The organism is Paenibacillus sp. FSL P4-0127 (genome assembly GCF_038007325.1).
GTDB classification, from domain to species: Bacteria; Bacillota; Bacilli; order Paenibacillales; family Paenibacillaceae; genus Fontibacillus; species Fontibacillus macerans.
In genome coordinates, this window is sequence record NZ_JBBOWY010000001.1 from 4061364 (window position 1) to 4087392 (window position 26029).

A 26029-nucleotide genomic window follows, 5' to 3' on the forward strand; every position below is an offset into this window, starting at 1 on the left:
ATAAATGTAAAAAAGACCACTTGGCTATTATGCCTCGCTGGTCTTTTTTTACGGCTTTAATGCATTTATGAATCCCGCATCTAAACTAATGTTTCAACTTTCGCAGAACCCAAATCGGCTCCTATTTAATTTCGCCGGGCCGGTTGACACGCAAAAGCGTGCTTGACCGGCTTGGCTCTGACCATTAACTGTAAATCGTACAACTAACTTTACGTTCATTCACCCAATCATCTGTTTAATTGCATTTCATACATTTATTTCCTCGTTTATAGCCTCATTCTTCGAAAGATAGCGGAGTAATTGCAGGTTTTACACTTAATCAAGCGCTGTGGCAGCATTTGCGGAAAAGTAAATGTACATTTTGCAACTATTCATTCAACAATGGACCAGGAAAGCTGAAGGGGATATGCCACGCATGCGTATTTCGGCGCCAAGCTGCGTCGGGGCGGTAATCTCGACGAGCGATCGCTTTACTGCAACCGCTGGAGCTGATCCACAAAATCGCCTCCGAAGTCGCCTCTGAAATCGCTTCAAAATGTATAAATCGGGCCCGTCAGTAAATCCGATAATTTCCGCTTAAGGCCAGCAGGCTAAAAAAATACAGGCAGTTATCGTAATAACGCCGTTGGCCGGTGCGTAAAGGTGTATTCCAAAGCAAACGGACAAAATGACTCGCTTCCGGGCCGTCGGCGGCGAGCGAAGCCATCGCGTTGGTCGCCAGCAATCCTATCGGGTGCAGCGCCGGTTCGTCGAAGGGCTGTCCGTCTATGGTATACCGGCGGTAATCGGAAACTTCAATGTTCCGGAAAAAGCTTTGAATCCGGTTGGATTGCCCGATCTGCCAGGGGTCTTTTTGGAACCATGCCCAATCCAGCCCGATATTGGCGGCAACCCGGTAAGCGTCGCTGAAGAAATGGCGGAAATCGCCATGCGGCTGCGGCTCTGCCGGGGTTCCGTCAAAATTCGCGTATTCGGGGGCAAGACCGGTTTCCGGCTGGCATGCGGCGTGAAGGTAGGCGCGGCTGGCATCCGCCGCTTGCTTCCAAAACGCGCTGTCCCGTTCGTCGGCCCGAAGGGCGAACAAATCGTAAAAATGCGGCAGGTGGTAAGACGGATCGCTGAAAGGGGATTCCGGTACGAATTTGATTAACTTCGTTTCCGGGTCCCACATCGGATCGCCGTTGCCGGCTTCACCCTGATGCAGGCATGCACGCAAAATCGTTCGCGCCTGCTCGGAATAGTTATAAGGTTCCGGCCCGTCTCCCCAACGGCTTGCGGCGAAAAACAGGGCCATTGCGAAATATTCTTCCCCGTCCGGCGCGGGCCCCTGGGAGATGCGGGTACCGTCAGGCTTGCAATGCCAGGCAAAGTAATGGGTGTAACGGCCTTCTCTATGCTGCATAAACGTCTTCGAGAAGTTCCACAACCGGTCAAACTCTTCTTTTTTGTTCATTTGCACGGCCATCATCATCCCGTAGGACATCCCTTCCGTCCGAACGTCCAGATTGCCGGTATCGAGAATATAGCCTTTATCGTTGCCCAGCGGATAATAGATCCGCACATCCGGAGCTCCATAAAACAAATCGGTCCATGTCCGCTCGAGCCTGGCGTCGATGTCCGCTTCGGGATAGCCTAGCTCCTTGAACAGGTTCCTGTATTCTTTCGTATGAAAAGCGCCCTGTTGGATGATTGACATAGAAAAATCCTCCATATATTTCTATTTTGCTATATCATAGCACAATAGGAGGTGAATAAATTAAAGCGTTTTCCCGAAAAAGTATAGTAATTACAACTCTTCATAAGGAGGGGGCTGAATGTATTCCGTCATCATTGTGGACGACGAATTGTTTGTCCGGAAGGGCTTAATCGAAATGATCGATTGGGAAAGCAGCGGCTTTAAAGTGATTGACGAGTCCGATAACGGAGAAGACGCCCTGGCGATCATCCAGGCGAAAAAGCCGGATCTGGTCGTGACCGACATCCGTATGCCGGTGCTGGACGGGCTCGAATTGATCGAGGCCGCGAGCAAGCTGCAGTTGGAAACGGAATTCGTCATCATTAGCGGGCATAACGATTTCCGCTATGCCCAGCAGGCGGTGCGGTTCGGCGTGCAGGATTATGTGCTCAAGCCCATCGATCCGGACGATATTCAGCAAGCGCTCGTTAAGCTTAGAGACAAGCTGTCGGCAAAACAACGGTTGCGGGATCAAAACCGCAGGCAGATGGGCGAAAAACTGATCGAAACCCTGTTGCGGGGCGAGATCGACGAGGCGGTGTTGGATGAGTGGGGTCAGGTTTCGTTTTTCGCTGATGCGAAAATGTTTTCTTACGTATTGCTGGAGGTTAACAATGTCGTACCTTGGAAAAATGCGGTTTGCCCGGCAAGAGACCGGCTAATGGAAGCCATCCGGGAAACGGTGCAAGAACTGGGCGCTGCCGCTTCGCCGCCGATCGTGTATGAGCATCGCCGTACGTATGGCTTCATTGTGCCGGATACGTACCTCATCCCTTTCGGCGGAGATGTCCGTCTTTTTATGAGGTCCGCGCTTCGGCGGCTTAAGGATGCTTTCGCCCTGGAACTGCGAATCTATACCGGCCAGTCCGTCGAATCCTTAAACCGGTTGAGGTTCTCCTATATCAGCGCGAAGGAAACGATGCAGCACAAATGGCTTCGTCACAACACCCATGCGCTGCTATACTCGGACATCGCCGGCGCGGAACTGAACTATTTGCATCTTCGCGAACCGTCGATCCATGCTTTGATCGAAGCGGTCGAAGCGTCGGACAGGGACGGCATTCGAAGCGCCATCGACCGTATCTTTGCGGATTTTCTGGAGCGGAACTTCTCCATCGAAGCGATCAAAACGTCGATCATGCAATGCGTTCTGGGCATCGTGCACTCCGTCAGAAGCCTGGAGGGCGACGAGAAGGAACTCGGCCTGATCGAGGCGATTCTGGGCTGGCACGACTATAATCTCACATTGGAAGAATTGCGCGGATTATTTGGCGAGTTTGCGTCCGAAGCCGCGGAACTCGTCAAACAGCTTTATAATTCCAGCGGCAAGAGCGGAATTCATAAAATTAAATCGTACGTGGACCAGCACTTCCAGCAAAATTTGAGCTTAAAAAGCCTTGCGGCGCAGTTCTTCATGAACCCCGCGTACATCGGGCAATTGTTCAAGAAGCATTATGGCGTTTATTTTAACGAATATTTGCTGCTGCTGCGGATCGAAGAGGCCAAAAAACTGATGAGGCAAAAGGATATGCGCGTTTATGAAATCGCCGAGCGAGTCGGATTCAACAGCGCCGAGTATTTTGTCTCCCAGTTTGAGAAGGTCGAGAAGATGACTCCTACGGAATACCGTAATCGCATGAGCAATCGGTAGCGGAAGGGGGCGGCGCGCTATGAACCGACTGCTTCATAATACCCGGCTAAGGAACAAAATGCTGCTGGTGTATTTTCTTTGCATCTTTACGCCGATGATTGTGACTAACGCTATTTTTTATAGTCTCATCTCGAATAATGTCAGGGAGGGGAGAATCAAGGATATCGACCTGGCGGTGGAGCAAATCAAAAACGAATTCCGGTCCCAGGTTGACGATGCGGTGGGCTTGTCCTCATTTTTTTACGCCGACCTCAAGACCAATGAAATTCTGGAGCGGAATTTTGCCAATACGGAAGATTACGTCGAAGCTTATGACAATTATTTAAGACGGGTGCTGAACAGTTATCACCCCGTTTCCCTGTATCTCCAGAACATGATGATTTACGTGAACAACCCGACGCTGCTGAATTCCGGAAACATCGGCTACCTGTCGGATGAAATCAGGTCGGAGGATTGGTATCGAATGGCGGCGGGCAGCGATCGGACCCAGCCTGTGTTTGCGCGCACGAAAACGGATGACGGGAGTTTCGCCAGTTTCTCGCTGATCCGGCGTCTGGACTATTTTGCGAACCGGATGTCAAAGGAAAAGCTGCTCAAAATCGATTTTAAAACGATCGATCTGGTGTCCCTGTTTTCGAACTTAAACGTACAGGGAGATATGTATCTGATCAACCCGGAAGGCGGGATCGAGTATACGACAAACGGGGAAATCGACTGGCAGGGCGGGAATGAAACCTCGTTCGCCTCGCTCGGATCGGACAAAACGATCCGGTTCGTGAAGGAATACCGGGGGGGCAGTTATCTGGAAGGATGGAAGATCGCCGGCATCGTCAGCGAAGGCGAAATCGTTAAGGAAGTCCGCGAGTCGCGTGATTTTATTTTATGGTCCGGCTGCGTGATGATGATCATTCCGACCATAATTATTCTTATCATCACCCGGTCGATTAACCTGCGCATCATCCAAATCCTGAAGCAGATGAAAAAAGTAAAAAGCCAAAGTTTTGAACCGATTCAAGGCGAGGCCTATAAGGACGAAATCGGTCAATTGACGCTGGAATTCAACCGGATGATCCTGCAGATCAGAAGCTTGATCCATGACGTGTACCTGGCGGAAATCCAGAAGAAATCGTTGGAGCTGGAGCGCCGGAAGGCGCAGTTGAATGCATTGCAAAGCCAAATGAATCCCCATTTTCTGTTCAATGCCCTGGAAACGATCCGGATGAGAAGTTTGCTGAAAAAAGAGCGCGACACGGCTAAGATTATCCATAGCATGGCCAAATTCTTCCGAGGCTCTTTGACCTGGAACAAAGACCGGGTTTCGGTGAAGGAAGAGCTGGAGTTTATTTTATGCTTTTTGGACATTCAGAAATATCGCTTCGAGGACAAGCTGGACTGCCGGATCGCCGTCGCGCCGGAAGCGTATGAATGCCTGGTGCCGAAAATGGCGTTCCTTCCTTTCGTCGAGAATGCCTGTATCCACGGCATCGAGCCGCTGAAACACGGAGGGATGATCGAGATTCGAATTGACGCTACGGAAGATGAACTGACTTTTACCGTCAGGGACAACGGGATCGGCATGGACGATGAAACAGTCAACAAGCTGTACCGTTACCTGGAGGCCGAGGAAACCATGGGCGAACGCATCGGTGTTCAAAACGCGATATACCGCACGAAAATAATCTACGGGGAGAAGATCCGTTTTTCGCTGAACAGCCGTCCGGGAGAAGGGACCTGCGTTATGCTCGCAATCCCGAACGAAAAGAGTTGACCGCCGAAACAAATACTGAAATTTTTGCAGGAAGCTCTATAGTTCTCCGGGTAACCCCAAATTGAAAACGATTTTATACTGTTCCTGTAAATACCACTCAACAATCGAAAGGGGCAGATCGGTTTTGACGAAAAAGAAATTTTGGATTTTCTTTCTGGTCGCGGCATTGCTGTTGTCTGTAGTCTCCGCTTGTTCCGGCGGCAAAAACAACCATAAAGCCGTGGGCGAGACAGGCAATAACCCGGAAGAAAGCAACAAACAGGACAAGGTCACCTTTACGATCTTTAATGGCGTAGCCGGATCCAAGGACCGGAATACAAACGAGACCACCCTTGGAAAAATACTGGAAGACCAAACGGGAGTCAATTTCAAACTGGAGTTTCTGGTCGGCGACCTGAATACGAAAATCGGTACGATGATCGCCGCGAACGAGTATCCGGACGTGCTGATTCCGGATGCGGCGATGGAAAGCGTATTGAACGCAGGTGTATTTATCCCGCTTGACGATTTGATCGAGGAGCACGGCCCGAATATCAAACGGGTATTCGGGCCATATTTTGACCAGCTGAGAGCTGAAGACGGCAAGCTTTATTTCCTTCCGATCGCCGTGCAGGTCGGCGACTTCGTTCCGGACCCGGAGCCCGGAGCCGCATTTTGGATTCAGCGCCGCGTCTTGGCCGAAGCCGGTTATCCGAAAGTCAACACGCTGGATCAATATATTGAACTGATCAGAAACTATGCCGAGAAGCATAAGGATGAAGATTTGACGGGCATGATCACCCTCACGCATGACTGGAGATTTTTTGCGACATCCAATCCGCCGATGCACCTCATGGGTTACCCGAACGACGGCGAAGTCATCGTCGATCCGGAAACCTTTGAAGCCAAGACGTACGCGGCTTCCGAGGCGACGAAAAGATGGCTGAAGACGCTGAACGAGTTAAATGCGGAAGGCCTGTTCGACAAGGCTTCTTTCGTGGACAATTACGATCAATACATCGCCAAATTAACCTCCCATAAAGTGCTGGGCTTTTTTGATTACCGCTGGCAGGTGGGAAATGCGCTCAACGTCCTGAAGGACGCAGCGCGCAAGGACCCCGCCCAGGATACTTACAACTACTTCCCGCTTCCCGTTACCTTTGACGAGAACACGCCGGATGCGTATGTCGACGCCGAAGGCGGATTGGCAACGAACCGCGGCATCGGCATTACGGTCAGCGCGAAGGACCCGGCAAGAATCATCCAATATTTCGACAATATGCTGACGGAAGATAACCAAACCCTGTTGTCTTGGGGCATTGAAGGCGAAACCTATGAAGTGAACGAACAAGGCCGCTTTTACCGGACACAGGAACAGATCAACATGATCGACGAAGCTTTTAACGAGAAGTTCGGCTTTAAATATTACAATTGGAACTGGCCGATGTACAACGCCAATTCCACGCTCGCGAGCGGGAATGCCAAAAGCGTGGCTTACCAGCCCGAAGTATTCCAAATGAGCTTGACGCAGGCCGATAAGGCCATTTTGGACAAATACGGCGTGCAAACTTACAGCCAAATGTTCGCGACCCCGAAGTTCCGCCCTTGGTATCCTGCCTGGGGATTCGCCAAGGAACAAAATTCGCCGGAGCAGCTGTGGGAAACGGCCAAGGATGAATTGACCAAGAAATACTTCCCGAAACTCGTGCTTGCAACGCCGGATAAGTTCGAATCGGTGTGGAACGAATACTTGAACGAATTCGGCAAGCTTGACACGGCCGGTTATGAAAAGTGGACGACGGAGCAAGCGCAGGAGAAAGTCAAAATCGTTACCGGCGGTAAATAATCGATTCTACCGGAAGGCCGGGGAGGGAGAATGGTATGGAGACTGATTCGGTGCTGGCCGCGTCCGGGCCGGAGACATGCAAAAAGCCGAAAGGGATCGGGCCGTTTTGCAAAAAATTGGTGCAGCAGCGCGCCTTGGCCGTGATGACCATCCCCTTTTTCATTTGGCTGGTCATTTTCAAATATGTTCCTTTATGGGGCTGGACGATTGCTTTCCAGGATTATAAACCGGCGCGCGGGTATTTGGATCAAACTTGGGTCGGATTTCAACATTTCAGATTTTTGTTTGGAGACGAGCGGTTTTTGCGCGTATTGCGAAATACGCTGGCCATGAGTTCCATCAACTTGATTCTCGGCTTTGTGACGGCGATTTCGCTGGCATTGCTGCTCAATGAACTTCGGAACGTAGCATTTAAGCGAGTGGTGCAAACGGTCAGTTATTTGCCCCATTTCATTTCTTGGGTGGTGGCCGCAAGCATCATTCAAACGACGCTCGCGCCCGACGGAATCATCAACCAGCTGTTGATCTGGACGGGATTGGTTGATAAGGGGAACGAAATATTATTTCTGGGGATTCCCGAATATTTCTGGGGAATATTTGGAGCCGGCTCCGTCTGGAAGGATATCGGCTGGAACACGATCGTGTATTTGGCCGCGATAACGACGATTGATCCGGCGCAATACGAAGCCGCCGAAATCGACGGCGCCAGCAGGTTTAAACGGATGATCTATATTACATTGCCAGGCATTAAATCCGTCGTTGTCATCCTTTTAATTATGAATATCGGCTATTTGCTGGAATCGGGATTCGAGCCCCAATATTTGCTGGGTAACGGCATGAACGTGGATTATTCCGAAAACATTGACATATTCGTATTGAAATACGGCATCGCCCAAAGCAACTTCTCGCTATCCATCGCGGCCGGCATGTTCAAGACGGTGGTCAGCTTCATCTTGCTGTTCTTCGCGAACCATATCGCGAAACGGGCGGGTGAAGCCAGGCTTTTCTAGAGAAGGAGGTAAAGCCAATGGATCAAAGATCCGCAAGCGCCGCGAGAAGGGTTAGGAAACCGCGAATCAAATCTTCCGGCGGTGATCGTATTTTTGATCTCTGCAATTACATCTTTATGGTTCTATTGATGGCCGTGACGCTATATCCGTTCATAAATGTTCTGGCCGTGTCGCTAAACAATGCTCAAGATTCGCTCAAAGGCGGGATTTATTTGCTTCCGAGGATCTGGACGCTGGACAATTACAAATATATTTTCAGGGAAGCCACGATATTTCACGCCACGCTCGTCTCGATATTGCGTACGATCATCGGTACGGTGGCTACGGTGTTTTGCTCCGCCATGGTGGCTTATTCGATCAGCAGGCAGGATTTCGTGCTCCGCAAATTTTTTACGGTCGCCTTTATTTTAACCATGTATTTTAACGGCGGGTTGATCCCCAACTATTTGCTGATGAGGGATTTGCAACTCGTGGGCAACTTCTGGGTATACATCCTGCCCGGATTAATCGGCGTGTTCAACCTGATCATCATCCGCTCCTTTATTGAGAATCTCCCCGAGAGCATTCTGGAATCGGGACGGATTGACGGAGCGGGCGATTACAGAACTTTTTTCAGCATCGTATTGCCGTTGACGACGCCGGTTTTGGCTACGGTGGCCTTGTTCTCGGGCGTCTTTCAGTGGAACTCCTGGTTTGACGTGTTTTTGTACAATTCTTCGCACATTGAATTAAGCACACTGCAGTATGAACTGCAGAAAATTTTGCAGAATTCCAATACGACTTCGGGAACTTCGAGCCTGGACGGGATGATCCAGGGCGCCAGCGGGGCGCAGCAAAACACCGTTACACCGTTGTCCGTTCGCGCCACGATGACGATGGTCGCCTCCGTCCCCATTATCATGGTGTATCCTTTCTTGCAAAAATATTTCGTCAAAGGCATGATGGTCGGCGGGGTTAAAGGGTGATCAAGCCGCCGCGGGAGTCGCATGCTTATCGTGATATGATCAAGGCCGTGAGCATAATCGATTTACGATCCTGGGATTTGGATATGCGCCGTTAAGAATTCGCTTTGAGAAAAACGAAAGGAGAGAATGAAATGAGAACAACAGCTCCTGACGGATACGACCGGTACAGGGAAAACATAGCCTGCGGCAATGTCGAAGTGGTGGAATATTTCTCCGGAGCGGTAGGGACCCCTCGCAAAACGAGGATATATACTCCGCCCGGATATTCCGGAAACCAAATGTATAACGTATTGTATCTTTTGCATGGCATAGGCGGGGATGAAAATGAATGGTTCAACCATGGGCAGCCCCATATCATCCTTGACAATCTTTACGCGGACAACAAGCTCGCGCCTATGATCGTCGTTTTGCCCAACGGACGCGCCATGCCGGACGACCGTCCGGTGGGAGACATTTTCGCCCCCGAAAAGATCCAGGCGTTTGAGAGGTTCGAATTTGATTTGCTCCATGATCTGATCCCTTTTATTGAATCGAACTACCCGGTATCTACTGATCAGGAGAGCCGCGCGATTGCAGGTTTATCCATGGGCGGCGGGCAGTCCTTGAACATAGGATTGAAGCATCTCGACCGCTTCGCCTGGATCGGGGCTTTTTCCCCGGCCCCCAATACAAAAGCTCCCGAGCAACTCGTTCCGAATCCGCAGGCGGCGGCCCTTCTCAGACTGCTGTGGCTTTCTTGCGGGGATCAGGATAATCTCAAGCATATCAGCGAACGGACGCACGCTTATTTGGCGGAGCACGGTGTGCCTCACATTTGGGTTGAGGAAAGCGGCGGACACGATTGGCCCGTGTGGAAAAACGATCTGTACTATTTTTCCCAACTGCTGTTTAAAGTTTAAACAATGAGAAGGAGCGGCTGACGAAATAAATTATGACTTTAGCTCTATTGATTCGAGGCTGCCGTACTGAGGACTGAGGGGACTGTCTATTTATAGAGTTCGTGTCTTGGTGTCCCTGCATGCTGCTTTGCACGATTATCCCCTTCGTTCAGGGGGCAGGGGTTGGGGGCAAGGATAAGGGATCCAGATGTCCGTACACCGGCGGTAGAGTCGTTTCCTCTAGCCTATCGGCTGTATGCGCCCTTGCGGAAAGTGGTGAGAGAGGCGTGGGAATCGGCTGAAGAGTACGTATGTAGCTTTGGGACTGAAACATCTGCAGGCGTACCTGAACGAGTACGCCGGACGCCGTCGGCTGCGCCTGCCCGGAGCGGAAGAAACGATGCGGCAGAAGTTACTGCGTATCTGTGTGGCGATTCCGGCGATCTCTTACCGCCGGCTGATCGCGCGCCAACCGAATCAGCCCCTTGCGGCTGCAGCCTGATAGAAGTGCTTGAACGGTGCAGTCGTTGCTGCAATCGGATTCAGGCTGCAGTAGGCTCACGGTCTTTTCATTTTTCCCGGTGTCTTGCCCCATCCCTCCCGTCAGCTCTGCTTCCTGATCAAACGGTATAATCGTGCAAAGCGTCCGGACAGTGGATATTGATCTGCTAACCACTAAATCAATATTTCAAAAGAAAGTTCAATAAAATCAAAAAAAATTCTATTAAATTTTATCGCTAATCTATTTATAGTGAAATTGTAAAAATGTAATAAATTACTATTATATGTTTTTTTAAGGAGGTTGATAGGCCGTATATTTATTCAATCGAGTGCGTCCAGATTTGGATCCGAAAAAATTAGGGAGGAGCAGATTTATGATTTCACGGTTTAAGAAAGCTATTTGTGCAGGTTCGGCCCTTGTAATAGCATTGACCCTCATGGTAGCGCCGGGCGATGTTGCCGCAGCCAGCGACGCTGTCGTGAATGTATCGGCGGAAAAACAAGTGATTCGCGGTTTCGGAGGCATCAACCACCCGGCTTGGATCGGAGATTTGACGGCGGCACAAAGAGAAACCGCTTTCGGAAACGGAAATAACCAGTTAGGTTTCTCGATATTAAGAATCTATGTGCACGATGACCGCAATCAGTGGTACCGGGAATTGGAAACGGCAAAACGAGCCATTGCCCTCGGAGCCATCGTATTTGCGTCGCCATGGAACCCGCCCGCCGACATGGTCGAGACCTTCAACCGCAACGGCGATACGTCGGCAAAACGGCTCCGTTACGACAAGTACGCCGCGTATGCCCAACACCTTAACGATTTCGTGACTTACATGAAGAATAATGGCGTGAATCTGTATGCGATTTCCGTCCAAAACGAACCCGATTATGCGCATGACTGGACGTGGTGGACTCCCCAGGAAATGCTTCGCTTCATGAAAGAAAACGCCGGTTCCATTAATGCCAGAGTGATCGCGCCGGAATCGTTCCAGTATCTGAAAAATATGTCGGACCCGATATTGAACGATTCGCAGGCGCTTGCCAATATGGATATTCTTGGCGCACATCTATACGGTACCCAGATCAGCAATTTCGCTTATCCGCTATTCAAACAAAAAGGAGCGGGAAAAGATCTCTGGATGACGGAAGTATATTACCCGAACAGCGACAACAACTCGGCGGATCGCTGGCCCGAAGCCTTGGATGTGTCCTATCATATCCACAATGCGATGGTAGAGGGAGATTTTCAGGCTTACGTATGGTGGTATATCCGCAGATCATACGGTCCGATGAAGGAGGACGGCACAATCAGCAAACGCGGTTATAATATGGCTCATTTCTCCAAATTCGTCCGTCCCGGCTATGTCAGAGTGGATGCCACGAAAAATCCTGAAACGAACGTATACGTGTCGGCCTATAAAGGTAACAACAAAATCGTTATCGTTGCCATAAACCGGAGCAGCTCCGGGGTCAATCAGAACTTTGTCCTTCAGAATGGATCGGTTTCGAAAGTATCCCGATGGATCACGAGCAGCAGCAGCAATCTTCAACCCGGAACGGAGCTTACGGTGACGGGTCAGAATTTCTGGGCTCATCTCCCCGCCCAAAGCGTGACCACCTTCGTAGCTGATCTTGGCACAGCTTCAGGCAGAAGCGCAGCCAATGAAGCTGAGACAGACACAACCTTGCCTGACGCTGTCGTAGATAACCTACGTTAAACCTCCTGAAAAAGAAGCAGATTAAGAGGTTGTCCCAAAAGGTCGTGAAACATTGACCTAAGGGGCAGCCCTTTTTTAAATTCTGCAAGGAAGATAATCATGTACGGTAGGTCGATGGGTTTCGGTAAATGAAGGAGAAGTAAAGTAAAAAGATGAACGTTGTCGCGAAATGTGCTCCAATGCATAATGAAAGCGTAACCAAATGGAAGGCGAATACAATTGAACTGGGGGATGCAAATGAAAATGAGGACCCAAAATAGCTCAGTGTGGTTAAAAGGTCTCTCCGTAATAGTGCTGGCTTCGCTTATGCTTGCCGCATGCTCGGGCGGGGGCGGGGACGGGGCAAACGGGGATCCGGGCGGAGCTTCAAAGGATAACCAGAACCAGGCCTCCGCCGCGGATGACGGCCCGCTCGGCAAATACGATCCGGCGATCGAAGTATCATTCGTCAGAGATTTGAGCGATGTTGTGGAGAACAATGTGCTTGGCGTGCTGAAGGGCGAAACGATCGACAACAATCGCTGGACCCAATTGTACGAGGACGAGCTTGGCATCAAGATCAAATACGACTGGGTCGTCAAGGGCAGCCCGACTTCCGATCAATATCTGCAGAAAATCAACGTTACTTTGGCTTCCGGCGACTTGCCGGACGTCATCCCGGTGAATGCCACGCAGCTCAAGCAATTGGCCGATTCCGACCAAATCGAGGACATGACGGAGTTATACGAAAAGTACGCGTCTCCTTTTACGAAAAAAGTTCTCTCGGAAGAAGGAACAAGTGTGTTCGATGCCGCTACGTTCGACGGAAAGTTGATGGCGGTTCCCCAGCTGGAATCTTCCATGGAACGGGCGATGTACATTTGGATTCGTACCGATTGGCTGGATAAATTAGGCTTGAAGCCGCCGAAAACGATGGCCGACGTGCTGGCGATTTCGAAAGCGTTTACGGAGGGCGATCCGGACGGGAATGGCAAGAAGGATACCTTCGGTCTTGGCGTGACGAAAGATTTATGGGGCGGGGCGATGGGACTTGAAGGTTTTATGGCCGGATACGATGCCTACCCTAACATTTGGGTGGAAGACGCCTCGGGCAAACTCGTGTTTGGCAGCACTCAGCCGGAAGTGAAAAAGGCGCTTCAGGTGTTGCAGGATATGGCCAAAAACGGCCAGATCGATCAGGAATTCGGGGTCAAAGACGGGGGCAAGGTGTCCGAACAGATCTCCGCCGGAAAGATCGGGATGGAGTACGGCGAGCAATGGAATTCTATATGGCCGCTTCAGCTTAACCGCGATAATGATCCGAACGCGCAATGGCAGGCTTTCCCGATCGTATCGGAATCGGGCGAGACGCCGAAAGTGCCGCTTAAATTCAGCACTACCCGTTTCTTCGCCGTTAAGAAAGGCGCCGCTCATCCTGAAGCGGTGATCAAACTGTTCAATTTGCATCTGGAGAAAAACTGGGGCGAGACCGCGGAGTTCGATAAGTATTTTGCGCCGCCGGAGGCCGAAAGCGTATGGCAGCTCTCGCCCGTTACGCCGTATCCGGTTAAGAAAAACGTAGACGCCTTCCGGGCGATTGATGCCGCGCGCAAAGCCGGTGATTTCTCCACACTGACCGGGGAGGCCAAGACGATTCAAGAAAAACTGGAAGCCTACGCGTCGGGATCGTCGGATGGGTTTGCATTATGGGGCTGGGAACGGATTTATGGAGAAGAAGGCTCCATGGGAATCGCCGATCATTACGACAAAAACAATCAGTTTCTGCGGGAAAAATTTGTCGGCGCCCCGACTCCGACCATGGTGGAACGCAAAGCGACGCTCGAAAAGCTGCAAAACGAGGTGTTCGTCAAGATCATAATAGGGGATCCCATCGATAAATTCGATCAGTTCGTGGCCGATTGGAAAAAGCTTGGCGGTGACCAAATTACCCAGGAAGTCAACGAATGGTATGAAACTACGAAGTAACGATTCCGGGCCGGAGGGGGGCTATTGCTCTCCCTTGGCCCTACTCTTGCTCACCGATGTGGAGGATGAAAATGAGAGCGAAATGGCGAAGAGAATTGCCGCTTCATTTAATGATACTGCCGGGACTAATGTTGATCGTGTTATTTTCGTATATCCCGATGGCCGGCGTGATGATTGCGTTTCAAAAGTTTATTCCCGCCAAAGGCTTGTTCGGCGAGCAGAAGTGGGTCGGCTGGGACAATTTCGAGTATGTCATGAACTTGCCGAATTTCACCCAGGTTTTGTGGAACACCCTTTTTATTTCCGGCTTTAAGCTTATCTTAGGACTCGTGGTTCCAATCATTTTTGCGATTCTTTTAAACGAATTGAAAAATAATCTGATCAAACGCTCCGTGCAAACCGCGATTTATTTACCCTATTTTTTATCCTGGGTCGTGCTGGGCGGCATTCTGATCGATATTCTTTCCCCTTCCGGAGGGATCGTTAATGAATTCCTCGGATTATTTGGGATTTCGAAGATCTTTTTCCTCGGCGACAACGACTGGTTTCCCTTCACGCTGATCGCTTCGGACATTTGGAAAAACTTCGGCTACGGGACAATCGTATATTTGGCGGCAATCACGGGCATCGATCCGGGACTGTACGAAGCGGCGACCATGGACGGCGCCAATCGCTGGCACAAAATGTGGCATATCACGATTCCGGGAATGCGCATGGTGATCGTGCTGCTGTCGGTATTAAGCCTGGGGCAGCTGCTGAATGCCGGGTTTGATCAAGTGTTTAATTTATACAGTCCGCAAGTTTACGAGAGCGGCGATATTTTGGATACGTTCGTGTACCGGATCGGCTTGCTTGACGCGCAGTACGGGGTAGCGACGGCGGTCGGTTTATTCAAATCGGTCGTATCGTTTACGCTGATTTCCGGCTCCTATTTCTTTGCCTATCGGGTTGCGAAATATCGGATTTTTTAGAGGAGGGAGAACTTTGGAGCAAAGGTTGGCGCCAAAACCGGCAGGGTATGCCCGCATCCGGCAGGGAAAACGGTTTGAATGGTTTCCCCTGGTCAATGCCGTTATTCTTATCTTGATTTCACTCATTTGCGTCTTGCCCTTGATTCATATCATAGCGGTTTCTTTCAGTTCGAGCGCGGCGGCCTCGGCGGGGTACGTGAGGATGTGGCCCGTCGATTTCACATTCGCCTCTTACATGTATACGGCGAGCCGCAACGAATTCTGGCAAGCGATGCTCGTGTCGCTGACGCGGATTGGCTTGGGAACTCCGCTTAACCTGCTGTTGACCATCTTGGTCGCTTATCCGCTGGCCAAAGAGTCGCATGCTTTTCGGTTTCGCAGCCTGTATGCGTGGCTCTTTTTTATTACGATGCTGTTTAACGGGGGACTGATTCCCTGGTATTCGACGATTAAAGAATACGGGCTGCTCGATTCGATCTGGGCGCTTATTCTGCCGGGCGCGGTTCCCGTATTCAGCGTCGTGCTGCTGCTTAACTTTTTCCGGGAGATTCCGAAGGAGCTGGAAGAAGCGGCGCTCATTGACGGAGCGAGCCACTGGAGGACGATGTGGTCGATCTTCGTGCCGATCTCCAAGCCCGCGCTTGCCACACTGGCCTTGTTTTCCATGGTCGAGCATTGGAACAGCTGGTTCGATGGTCTGCTGCTGATGGGCAACCCGTCCAATTATCCGCTGCAAAGCTATATTCAAACCATCGTGATCCAGCAAAACCTGTCGAATATGTCGAGAGACGATATGCTCAACCTGGCGCTTATTTCCGATCGGACGTTGAAATCGTCGCAGATTTTCCTCGGTTCACTCCCGATTATTTTGGCGTATCCATTCTTGCAGAAATATTTCGTAAAAGGCATCGTTTTGGGCAGCGTCAAAGGATGAATGTGCGATTAATTGCATAGGGCTGCTTCGAATGTCTGGTTGTCTCTTCGGTTTCGGGCTATAATTGAGAAAAAATGGCTGGAGGCATCGGCTTTGTTTTTAAGGCAGGACTTTTCGCTGCGAAATACGATATTTCTACGGTTGATCATCACTTTTCTGCTGATCATGCTGCCTATTTTGTTATCCGCGGTTTATCTGTACCATTGGGTCGTGCAAACCGCAAGCGCGGACATAACCAAGACGGCTGCCGCGCAAACTGCATTCTATTTGACCGACCTGGAAAATGAGATCGAGCGTATAAAGCTATTGCAGTTCAGTCTGCTGGAGGACGATAACCTGAACGAACTCGCCCTCGCCTGGGAAACGATGGCGACGATCGACCGTACGGAGAATATGAATTCGCTGATGAAACGGCTGTACACCGTCCAAAACAGCAGCATGTATATCAAGGACGTGAGCGTTCATATCGCGACGATCGATCGAACGATGTCGGCCCTGGGCGGAGTGCGCGGGTTCGAAGCTGAGCGCTACCGCGAAATCCGCTCTGTATTTGGCGGCGGTTCCCAGGTCATCGAATGGAATGGCGGACTGTTCCTCGGCGCGATGAAACAGCGGGGAACCAAGGGGGCGGAGCCGTTGTTTACGGTCGAGATCGAGCTGGATCCGCAAAAGCTTCAGGAGGCGCTGGCCCAATTCAACACCTATCCCGGCAGCGGCACGCTGCTGCTGTCGGATAGCGCCAAGGTGGCTTTGGCGGGCGGAACGGGGGAATTGTCGAAAGCCGGCGCACCCTTTTATATCCGGGAAATCCGGCCGGACGCAGCAGGCAAAACGGCCAAGCTGCTTATTGCGGGGAACCGGTATTACGCCGTCCAGGCGCACTCTGCGGACCTGGGATTATCGATCTACCGTTTCATTCCCGAACAGGTCGTGCAAAAGCCGTTGAGCAAGTTTTACAAATGGGCATGGGTATTCGCCGCCTGTGCGTTGGGGATTTTTGCCGCTTTTGCGTTGTCTACCTATAAGTTCATCCACAAGCCTATGCTGACGCTCGTTAAAAGCTTCAGGAGGATGGAGCAAGGGGATCTGAGCATTTATATCGCCCATGAATCCAAAGACGAGTTTCGGTACTTGTACGGCCGGTTTAACCAGATGGTGGAAAATTTGCGTTCCTTGATCGATCAAGTCTATAAGCAAAAAATCATGGCTCAGCGAGCGGAGCTGAAGCAACTGCAATCGCAAATCAACCCGCACTTTTTATATAACAGTTTTTTTATCTTGAATACGATGGCCAAGACGGGGGACACGGAACGCATCGAACAGTTTACGACGCTGCTCGGGGAGTATTTCGAGTTTGTGACGAGAAATGCTTCCGACCTGGTTGCTTTGGAACAGGAAATTCATCATGCGAGAATGTATGCGGAAATACAGGAGTTGCGGTTTTCCAGAAGGATTCAGGTCCGTTTCGATCCGCTGCCCGATGAGCTGCGGTCGATTCCCGTGCCCCGGTTGATCGTTCAACCGATCATTGAAAACGCATTCAAGCACAGCCTTGAAAAAAAGGTCAAGGACGGCTTGATCGCCGTCCGTTTCGAGAAGGCGAGCAGCCAGGTCCGAATTATCGTGGAGGATAACGGAGATCGCTTGGCGGATGAAGCGTTGAAGCGGATACGGAAAGCATTGCACGATGTCCGGGATCAGGCCGAGACCACGGGGATGGTCAACATTCATCGCCGAATTCGCATCACATTCGGGGAGGATAGCGGATTGCAAACGGAACGGAGCGAGCTTGGAGGGCTTAGGGTAACGATCCTTCTTGCCGATGGAGGTGACCGGTCAGGTGTACAGAATGCTGATCGTTGACGACGAAGAGATTATTACGGATGGCTTGGCGGATATTTTCGGAAAGCTGAACCTCGATCTCGATCTGTATAAGGCGTATTCCGGCCAAGAAGCGCTGGACTTGTTAAACCGGACCAGAGTCGATATCGTCTTGTCCGATATCTGCATGCCCGGTATGAACGGCCTGGAACTGATGGAAGCCATACGTCTCAACTGGCCGCAGTGTAAAATTATCTTTCTGACGGGGCATAGCGACTTCAACTATGTCTATCAGGCGATTCAAGCGCCGGACGTGCAATATGTGCTGAAGAACGAAGGTTATCCGAAATTGATCGCAGCCGTTGAGCGAGCGCTTCAGGAATTGGCGGATACCTTGCGCGCGAACGATCTGATCCGGCGGTCGAAAGAGCAGCTGCATACGCTTGAGACGCTTGCGCATGGGGACTATTTTCGAAATCTGTTGTTCCACGACGTCCTCTTCGAGCGGGTACTGGCGGAAGATTTCCAGCGGCTGCAGATACTGCTGGACGCGTCTCTGCCGGTGCTGATCGCGCTCGGCAATTTAACGCATGCCGGAACGGCGGGGGCGTCCCCATCGTATGCCGAGCGGCAGGAGACGGCACTTGCGGTTAAGTTTCTGGCGGAGGCGTTTTTGGCGGAGCGGACGAACAGCATCGGCGTCATTGATCGATACGGCGATCTGATTTGGCTTTTTCAGCCCAAGCGGCTTATCGATGGGGAAAGAACGGACGCTTTCGAACAGACGGTTATGTATTTGGAAGGGACATTTGAGCTGATTCAGCAAGCCTGCCTGGAGTCGCTCGATACGACGGTTGCCGTTACGCTAAGCGGCGAAGCGTTTGCCTGGGAAGGACTTCCCGCCGTTTACGACAAAATGAGGCGGCACCAGCATGATCGGACCGGGGACGGAACGCGAATGGTCCAAAAGGTGTTTCCCAATAAGGACACCCCGGCGTCCGCCTCGATCCGCAGCCGGTCATTGCGCGATAAATCCGAAGCGTTAGCCGCGCATTTGGAAGCCGGAAGAAGAGCGGAATTCATGAGGCTGTTCGACGAATTGGCCGAGCCGGCAGCTTACGAACACGGGAGGGGAGACCCCAATCTGACGGAGCTTTGTTACACCATTGCGCTTGTGCTGCTGTCTTACATCAATCGCTGGGAAGTTCGCGAGATCGGTTCGTTTGGCCTGATGCGGCTGGAGGACTATCATTCCTGGAGAGAAGCCTTGGAGTTTTTGAAAGGCGCGGCCGAGGTTCTGTTTTCGCTCCGGCAAAGCGGAGAGCAGAAGAGAGCGGCCGGCGCAATCGATAAAATGTGCGTGTACATTGAACATAATATTAGCGAAGATCTGTCCCTTGTGAGACTGGCGGAAGAATTCCATTTCAATCCCTCCTATTTGTCCAGACTGTTTAAGCAGGAACGGGGTGTCAATCTGTCGGAATATATCGATGAGCTCCGAATCCGCAAAGCGAAGGAGCTGCTGAGGAAGGACGAGTTGAAGGTGGCCGAGGTCGGTTGGTTGATCGGATACGAAATGCCGCAATCCTTTACCCGTTTTTTTAAAAAATGGACCGGCTTAACGCCGCAGGAATATCGCACCGGCACGCAAAGCGGCGACGGGTCCTTTTTGTGATTTTGACGCTTTCTAAAGTTGCCTTTTAAAGTCCGGAAGCATAGCAGGCCTTGTATTCCGCAGGCGTCATATTCATATAAAACCTGAACCATTTGGAAAAGTAACTGACATGCTGGTAGCCGGACTCCAGCGCGGCCTCCAGAACATTGTACGATCCGCTGCGCAGCAAGCCCGCGGCTTTATTGATCCGGATAAAATTCACATATTCCATCGGCCGCATCCCGGTCTGCGTTTTGAAAAATTTGCAAAAATGGGAGCGGCTAAGGGACGCTACGGCAGCCAGTTGATCCAACTCAAGCTTTTCATGGGAGTGCTCCTCCATATAAGCCAGCACTTTTTTGATTTGCCGGTTATATTCATATGCGTGGCGTTTTCCTTGATCGTCGTTTTTTTCCATCAACCCGTGCCGGCAAACATCCGCAATCAGCAGCAGCAGGAGGCCTTTCAAGCTCAATTCGTAAGCGGGCGACCGCTGCTCGAAGCGGATCAGAAGCTGCCGTATATAGTCCAGCAATTCGGGAGGCGTCCCTGCGGGAGCGGACAACAAGGCGGGCAGCCTGGCTGTCCCCTGCAGGATCGGCCCGAGGAACAGCTCCTGAATTCGATCGGCCTGGAGCGAAGACAGCCAGGATAATTTGAACACGATGGAGTAATAACATATCCCTGCTTCATGATCGTTCATTCCCGAATGGAGTTCGCCCGGGTGAACGACGAGCGCTTCTCCCTCCCGAATGGCGAACTCCCGGCTTTCGATGCGGAACGTGGCCTTTCCTCGGGCCAGATAGATGATTTCCATCTCATTATGCCAATGGATGGGAAGGATGGAAAGAACCCCGGCTTGATGCTCCACCTGGTATATATGCAGCGGAAAGTCGGGAACGCCGTGCGGCTTGTTTTCCCGGTAACGATGCTCGAACATGCGCCCTCCTGGAAATCGTAATATAGTGACGATAATACGCAATTATCTGCTAGATATGTTGGGATTAACAATAATATCATTATATTATCAAATCCACGGGGAAGGGTAGCGATAGTTTTGAGGTTGACTCATTTTCATACCGAAGCGAACGGCGTTACGTTAAACACCTCTGCCGGAATCATGCAGATCGCATTTTGCACACCCGGGATTGCCGGAATCCGTTATACTTTGGATTCGGAGTTCAGCGGGAAACAGAGCCTTATGGTTGTGAATCGGCCGGAAAGACAGGATGTGCAATTGAAGGTTGCAGATCATTCGGGCCATCTGGAAATCTCGACCGAGCTGCTTAAGGTAATGGTGGACAAATCAACTTGTGCATTCAGTTATTGGGATTCTAGCGGCAGTCTGCTCGCGGCAGAACCGTCCAGAGGCGGAAAAACGCTCGAGCGCACCGACGTTTACCGAACGATCTTCGATGCTTCGGCGGACGGGGTTGAAACGGATCGCGGGGCGGACGGGTTCCGCGCAAGAGCGGAGGGGATGAACCGCATTTTCGACAGGCAGGCCTATCATACGAAGCTGGAGTTCGATTGGCAAGCTGGCGAGGCGCTGTACGGGCTTGGCTCGCATGAAGAGGGGATGATGAATCTTCGGGGCAAACATCAATATTTGTATCAGCAAAATATGAAGGCAGTTATCCCGGCCCTTTTATCTACAAGAGGTTATGGAATTTTGGTGGACTCCTATTCGTACATGAGTTTTCATGACGACTCCTTCGGTTCTTACATTTGGACTGACGTCGACGATGAAATGGAATTTTATTTTATTTACGGTCCGGAATTCGATCAGATCATCGCCGGGATTCGCTATTTGACGGGCGAAGCGCCGATGCTGCCGAAATGGGCTTACGGCTATGTGCAATCGAAGGAACGCTACGTTTCCCAGGAGGAATTGATCGATACCGTACAGGAATATCGCGGCCGCGGATTGCCTCTCGATTGCATTGTATTGGATTGGCAATCATGGACGGGGGAGCTATGGGGGCAAAAGACGCTTGATCCGCAGCGTTTCCCGGACCCTTCGGAAATGATGCGCAAGTTGCATGCGCTGAACGCCAAGCTGATGGTATCAATCTGGCCGATCATGAAAGAGGGCGGCGACAATCATCGGGAAATGAGCGAACATGGGTTTCTGCTTGGCAACCAGGCAACCTATGACGCTTTTACGGATGAAGCCCGCCGATTGTATTGGAAGCAAGCTCATGCCGGACTGTTCTCGCATGGGATAGACGCATGGTGGTGCGACTGTACCGAGCCGTTCGAAGCGGACTGGAAAGGGGCGGTCAAGCCGGAGCCCGAACAGCGAATGCTGATGAATACGGCGGAAGCCAAGCTTTATCTCGATCCGGAGTATATCAATGCCTATTCGCTGCTGCATTCCAAAGGCATCTATGAGGGACAACGTTCCGTAACCGACGGCAAGCGGGTCGTGAATTTGACGCGTTCCGCTTATGCCGGGCAGCATCGTTACGGCGCGGTTACTTGGTCGGGCGATATATCTGCCAACTGGGAGACGCTGAGAAAGCAGATTGCGGACGGTCTTAACTTTTGCGCGGCGGGGTCTCCATATTGGACGCTGGATATCGGCGCGTTTTTCGTTCATAACCATAAAGATCTCTGGTTCTGGAACGGAGATTATAACGATGGAGTTGCAGATCTGGGGTATCGCGAGCTGTATGTCCGCTGGTTCCAATTGGGGGCTTGTCTGCCGATGTTCCGTTCCCACGGGACGGACACGCCAAGGGAAATTTGGCAATTCGGCGAGCCGGGCGAACCATTTTACGATACGTTGGCGAAATATCTGAAGCTTCGGTACAGGCTGCTGCCCTACATTTATTCACTTGCGGGGGCGGTTGCGCATCATAGCTATACGATGCTCCGGGCGCTAGCTTTCGATTATCGGGAGGATGCGCGTGTGCACGATATTGACGACCAGTTTATGCTGGGTCCGGCCTTTCTGGTTGCGCCCGTCACGACAGCGATGTATTACGGGCCCGGTTCCCGTGAACTTCAAGGCGTCAGCAAGTCGCGCAGCGTCTACCTGCCGGCCGGCGAATGGTACGATTATTGGACTGACGAAAGAATCGAGGGCGGCCAAACGCTTGAAGCGAAAGCCGATTTGGAGACGCTTCCGCTTTTTGTCCGTGCCGGCTCCATCATTCCTGTCGGACCGGACGTGCAATATGCGGATGAACGGCCTGAAGCGGTTATTCGCCTGAAAGTATACCCCGGTAAAGATGCCGAATTTACGCTTTATGAAGATGAGGGGGATACTTATAACTACGAGGCGGGTGCTTATTCCACGATTGAGATGCGCTGGTGCGAATCGGACCGCACGCTGACGATTGGGGGGCGGACCGGCAGTTATGACGGTATGCCTGGGGACAGACAATTCGCAGTGGAAATCGCCGGGAAATCCGGTCAAAGCATCGTTTCTTATCAGGGTGACCCTGTGGTCGTCAGGGAAGATGAGATTGAAGTATGAGAAGAAAGTCTTGCAGTTAACAAGGAGAGTGTAATTATAGTGAAAAAGCAAGGATTGAATCCCTATCTCCCATCATGGGAATACGTACCTGACGGAGAGCCGTATGTTTTTAACGGCAGAGTTTATGTGTATGGTTCTCACGACCGTTTCAACGGACACGCTTTTTGTTTAGATGACTATGTGTGCTGGTCGGCGCCCGTGGATGATCTGGGCGACTGGCGGTATGAAGGCGTGATTTACAAGAAAACGGATGACCCGCTGAATCCGGATGGCAGAATGTGCCTTTATGCGCCTGACGTTACCGTCGGCCCGGATGGACGGTATTATCTCTACTATGTTCTGGATAAGGTTTCCATCGTTTCGGTAGCCGTCTGCGATACGCCGGCCGGCAAGTATGAATTTTACGGTTACGTCAGGTATGCCGACGGCACACGCTTGGGAGAAAGAGAAGGCGATGAGCCCCAGTTTGATCCGGGCGTGTTGACGGAAGGAGAGCAGACCTACTTGTATACCGGTTTCTGTGCGATTGGAGACAAATCCAGACACGGCGCAATGGCCACGGTGCTTGGTCCTGATATGCTCACGATTGTGGAAGAACCGGTATTTGTCGCGCCGAGCGAACCTTACGGCAAGGGCAGCGGGTTTGAAGGACATGAGTTTTTTGAGGCCCCTTCCATAAGGAAGAAGGGCGATACCTATTATTTTGTCTATTCCTCGATCGCCATGCATGAATTGTGTTATGCCACCAGCAAATTTCCGACGAAAGGATTTGTTTACCAGGGGGTTGTCGTAAGCAACAACGATCTGCATATTGATTCCTACAAGCCGGCGGACAAACCGATGTATTACGGCGGCAATAACCATGGCAGCATCATCCACATCGACGGGAAATGGTTTGTTTTTTACCATAGACATACCAACGGTACAGCTTTCTGCCGGCAAGGCTGTATCGAGCCGATCGCATTCCGGGAAGACGGAACGATCCTTCAGGCGGAGATGACCTCCTGCGGTCCGAATGGCGGACCGCTTGCGGGGCGCGGGGAATATCCCGCTTACCTGGCATGCAATCTGTTTTGTAAAGACGAGGAGCTGTATACAGGCGGTTTCGGCCAATCCGGGGCATGGCTGGACAGCCGTTTTCCGAAAATCACCCAGGATGGAAAAGACGGGGATGAAGAAATCGGGTACATCGCCAATATGACGGATTCCGCTACGGCCGGGTTCAAGTATTTTGACTGCCATGGAATCAGGAAGATTAAAATCAAGGTGCGCGGATATTGCCACGGCGTCTTTGAGGTGAAAACAGCTTGGGACGGCCCGGCTCTCGGAAATATAACGGTTAATTTTTCGAATATCTGGACGGAATATTTTGCCGATCTCGTCATACCGGACGGCATACAGGCGTTATATTTTACGTATAGAGGCTCGGGAGGCGCAAGCCTGTCCTCGTTTACATTACTTGGAGATGAATAGAATAGGAATACCATCTAAAAAATCGGCCTTGTTCGCATCGTCTGCGAAGAGGCCGATTTTTCATGCGTTTTTAGATTTACTTATTTCAATTTTCCTGCACGGATGTCGTCTGTCATCCCTTTATAAGGCGCTTTGGAGATTAGTTCTTGATTGTTAACGCCGGCATTCTCCAAAAATGTGATGTCAGCAAATTCAGGAACAACATATTTGGGATAAGTTTCATATTTTTCGCGCGATTCTTTCATTAATTCAAGATGGTCATTTTGATAACAAACCGTAATTTCCGGATGTTCATGAACCCACTTTGGGAAAAAAATAACACCGTGCATTCGTTTTTCATTTGGCATAAAATTCAAGGAAACGTCCGTTCCTGTTGGTTCGGTCCAGGATACTTTATAAACGCCTTCCGTTAGTTTTACAATATCAACTTCCTGGTCCCGCACCCAGCGGCCCGCAACCATGCCGCTATGGATCCGATAATCAATGGTATGGTCATTCTTAATGTAGATTTCGTATTCCCAACCATTTTCATAAGTATAAATCATATGGCTTCCTACAAAGTCTTTTAAAGCTTCTTTCGGTTGCATATGAAATCTCTCCTTATTTGAATAATTGCCTGCTTGAACGATGTTATTTCATATCCCGCCAGTTCTGGATATTGTTCTCCCAAATATATTTATATTTTCCGATAATATCCCTTGCTGTTTTTGGCTTTTGTCCAGTTAAAGTTTCAATGGCATCGGAATGAACGTTTAAAAGCCCTTCTTTAATGCTGGCATCGGTTGTCACGAGATCATCGCCGCAGAATGGAACGGGCGAGCGGGAGAAATCCCCGGTAATTTCTCTAGGAATGTGCAGTTTCTCCAGGTGTTCATAATATTGCTCCGCATTCACAGGAATATACTCCAGGTCTCTACCGGAAACTTCTTTAATGAGGTTGCACAGATCCCTTACGGAAACAGACTCTGATCCTACGATATTATAAGCCTCGTTGTCTTTGGCTTTTCCGAGCAGGGCTGCGGCTGCGGCCCTTGCACAATCATCTTTGTGAACTAAAGTAGCCCGTTCTTCGCCGGCAGTGCTCAACCATTTATTGTCGGACATTAGTGCCAACATCGTATACATTGTCAGATAGTTCTCTAAATATAAGTTATTTCTCATTGCATTGTAGGCAATGCCCGTTGACTTTAAGTAATTTTCAGTTGCTGTATGGTCCGGAGTTACAAAAACGTGAGCGTAATTAGGATCTGTCGCACCGATAAATGAACTATACGTGATGTGGGAGACTCCTGCTTTGATCGCCGTATCAATCGCATTTTTGTGTTGCTGGACTCTTCTGCCTACCTCAAGGCCAGAGACAATATAGATGCGGTCACCATCTTTGAAAGCCCGTTCCATGGATGGAATGTCATCATAATTGATTTCAAAGATTTTGACTCCCGCATTTTCCCATCGTTGAACCGTATCTTTGGGAATTCTGTCTTTCTTCATGCATGTGAAGGTTAAATTGCGGCCATCTGCTTCTGCGAGCACGGTTTCCGCTACACGGCTTGCTAGTTGACCATCTACGCCTGTTACAATATAACGCATGTGTATTCCTTCTTTCCTAGTGATAACTTTCACAAGGAAAGAATAGCATAGGTTGACGTTACAGTGAAATTACCCTATGTTATGAT

General features: G+C 50.6%; 19 protein-coding genes. 15 read left to right on the top strand and 4 right to left on the bottom strand.

The features are described 5' to 3' along the window. Positions 1 to 553: 553 nt before the first annotated feature. Positions 554 to 1696: a glycosyl hydrolase family 8 gene (locus NYE74_RS18355; protein WP_341005070.1), complete on the bottom strand. Its 1143-nt coding sequence runs from the start codon at positions 1694 to 1696 to the stop codon at positions 554 to 556. A gap of 118 nt (positions 1697 to 1814) precedes the next feature. Here NYE74_RS18355 and NYE74_RS18360 point away from each other — a divergent pair, with 118 nt between their 5' ends. The 13 genes from NYE74_RS18360 to NYE74_RS18420 all read left to right on the top strand — a co-directional run bounded on the left by NYE74_RS18360 (position 1815) and on the right by NYE74_RS18420 (position 19417). Then, a complete protein-coding gene (locus NYE74_RS18360; RefSeq protein ID WP_341005071.1) occupies positions 1815 to 3386 on the top strand; it encodes a response regulator in 1572 nt (523 codons plus the stop codon). Positions 3387 to 3405: 19 nt separating this feature from the next. Continuing rightward, complete coding sequence (locus NYE74_RS18365; RefSeq protein ID WP_341005072.1) at positions 3406 to 5154, top strand: sensor histidine kinase; 1749 nt, start codon at positions 3406 to 3408, stop codon at positions 5152 to 5154. A 124-nt stretch (positions 5155 to 5278) separates the two neighbouring features. Beyond that, positions 5279 to 6979: an ABC transporter substrate-binding protein gene (locus NYE74_RS18370; protein ID WP_341005074.1), complete on the top strand. Its 1701-nt coding sequence runs from the start codon at positions 5279 to 5281 to the stop codon at positions 6977 to 6979. A 35-nt stretch (positions 6980 to 7014) separates the two neighbouring features. After that, on the top strand, positions 7015 to 7989 hold the full coding sequence (locus tag NYE74_RS18375) for an ABC transporter permease (protein ID WP_341005075.1): 975 nt from the start codon (positions 7015 to 7017) through the stop codon (positions 7987 to 7989). Positions 7990 to 8006: 17 nt separating this feature from the next. Next, a complete protein-coding gene (locus NYE74_RS18380) occupies positions 8007 to 8954 on the top strand; it encodes a carbohydrate ABC transporter permease (protein WP_341005076.1) in 948 nt (315 codons plus the stop codon). Between the two features lie 131 nt (positions 8955 to 9085). Further along, positions 9086 to 9853 carry an alpha/beta hydrolase gene (locus tag NYE74_RS18385; RefSeq protein ID WP_341005077.1) on the top strand — a complete coding sequence of 256 codons (768 nt, stop codon included), beginning with the start codon at positions 9086 to 9088 and terminating at the stop codon, positions 9851 to 9853. A gap of 298 nt (positions 9854 to 10151) precedes the next feature. Next, on the top strand, positions 10152 to 10334 hold the full coding sequence (locus tag NYE74_RS18390) for a hypothetical protein (protein WP_036622635.1): 183 nt from the start codon (positions 10152 to 10154) through the stop codon (positions 10332 to 10334). Between the two features lie 373 nt (positions 10335 to 10707). Beyond that, positions 10708 to 12051: a glucuronoxylanase gene (locus tag NYE74_RS18395; protein ID WP_341005078.1), complete on the top strand. Its 1344-nt coding sequence runs from the start codon at positions 10708 to 10710 to the stop codon at positions 12049 to 12051. 243 nt (positions 12052 to 12294) lie between these two features. Beyond that, positions 12295 to 14016: an extracellular solute-binding protein gene (locus NYE74_RS18400; RefSeq protein ID WP_341005079.1), complete on the top strand. Its 1722-nt coding sequence runs from the start codon at positions 12295 to 12297 to the stop codon at positions 14014 to 14016. A gap of 71 nt (positions 14017 to 14087) precedes the next feature. After that, entirely contained in the window at positions 14088 to 14987 is a 900-nt protein-coding gene (locus NYE74_RS18405; RefSeq protein ID WP_115311178.1) for an ABC transporter permease, read from the top strand. Positions 14988 to 15000: 13 nt separating this feature from the next. Then, entirely contained in the window at positions 15001 to 15921 is a 921-nt protein-coding gene (locus tag NYE74_RS18410) for a carbohydrate ABC transporter permease (protein WP_082207757.1), read from the top strand. A 93-nt stretch (positions 15922 to 16014) separates the two neighbouring features. Beyond that, positions 16015 to 17784 (top strand): sensor histidine kinase, encoded by a 1770-nt coding sequence (locus tag NYE74_RS18415; RefSeq protein WP_036622643.1) that lies wholly within the window; start codon positions 16015 to 16017, stop codon positions 17782 to 17784. After that, entirely contained in the window at positions 17771 to 19417 is a 1647-nt protein-coding gene (locus NYE74_RS18420; protein WP_270619505.1) for a response regulator, read from the top strand. Before NYE74_RS18415 ends, NYE74_RS18420 begins: the two co-directional genes overlap by 14 nt. A gap of 25 nt (positions 19418 to 19442) precedes the next feature. Here the strand turns inward: NYE74_RS18420 and NYE74_RS18425 are convergent, their stop codons facing one another. Further along, the gene (locus NYE74_RS18425) at positions 19443 to 20336 is read right to left on the bottom strand and encodes a helix-turn-helix transcriptional regulator (protein ID WP_036622646.1); all 894 of its coding nucleotides are present in this window, start codon (positions 20334 to 20336) and stop codon (positions 19443 to 19445) included. A 117-nt stretch (positions 20337 to 20453) separates the two neighbouring features. On the opposite strand from NYE74_RS18425, the gene NYE74_RS18430 reads away from it, so the two are divergent. Then, positions 20454 to 22880, top strand: coding sequence for a glycoside hydrolase family 31 protein (locus tag NYE74_RS18430; protein WP_213510266.1), 2427 nt, complete (start codon positions 20454 to 20456; stop codon positions 22878 to 22880). A 39-nt stretch (positions 22881 to 22919) separates the two neighbouring features. Then, a complete protein-coding gene (locus NYE74_RS18435) occupies positions 22920 to 24353 on the top strand; it encodes a family 43 glycosylhydrolase (protein ID WP_036622650.1) in 1434 nt (477 codons plus the stop codon). An 80-nt stretch (positions 24354 to 24433) separates the two neighbouring features. Here NYE74_RS18435 and NYE74_RS18440 read toward each other — a convergent pair whose 3' ends face one another. Next, complete coding sequence (locus NYE74_RS18440; protein WP_036622652.1) at positions 24434 to 24940, bottom strand: phenolic acid decarboxylase; 507 nt, start codon at positions 24938 to 24940, stop codon at positions 24434 to 24436. Between the two features lie 43 nt (positions 24941 to 24983). Beyond that, the gene (locus tag NYE74_RS18445; RefSeq protein ID WP_036622654.1) at positions 24984 to 25943 is read right to left on the bottom strand and encodes an NmrA family NAD(P)-binding protein; all 960 of its coding nucleotides are present in this window, start codon (positions 25941 to 25943) and stop codon (positions 24984 to 24986) included. Between the last annotated feature and the right edge of the window lie 86 nt (positions 25944 to 26029).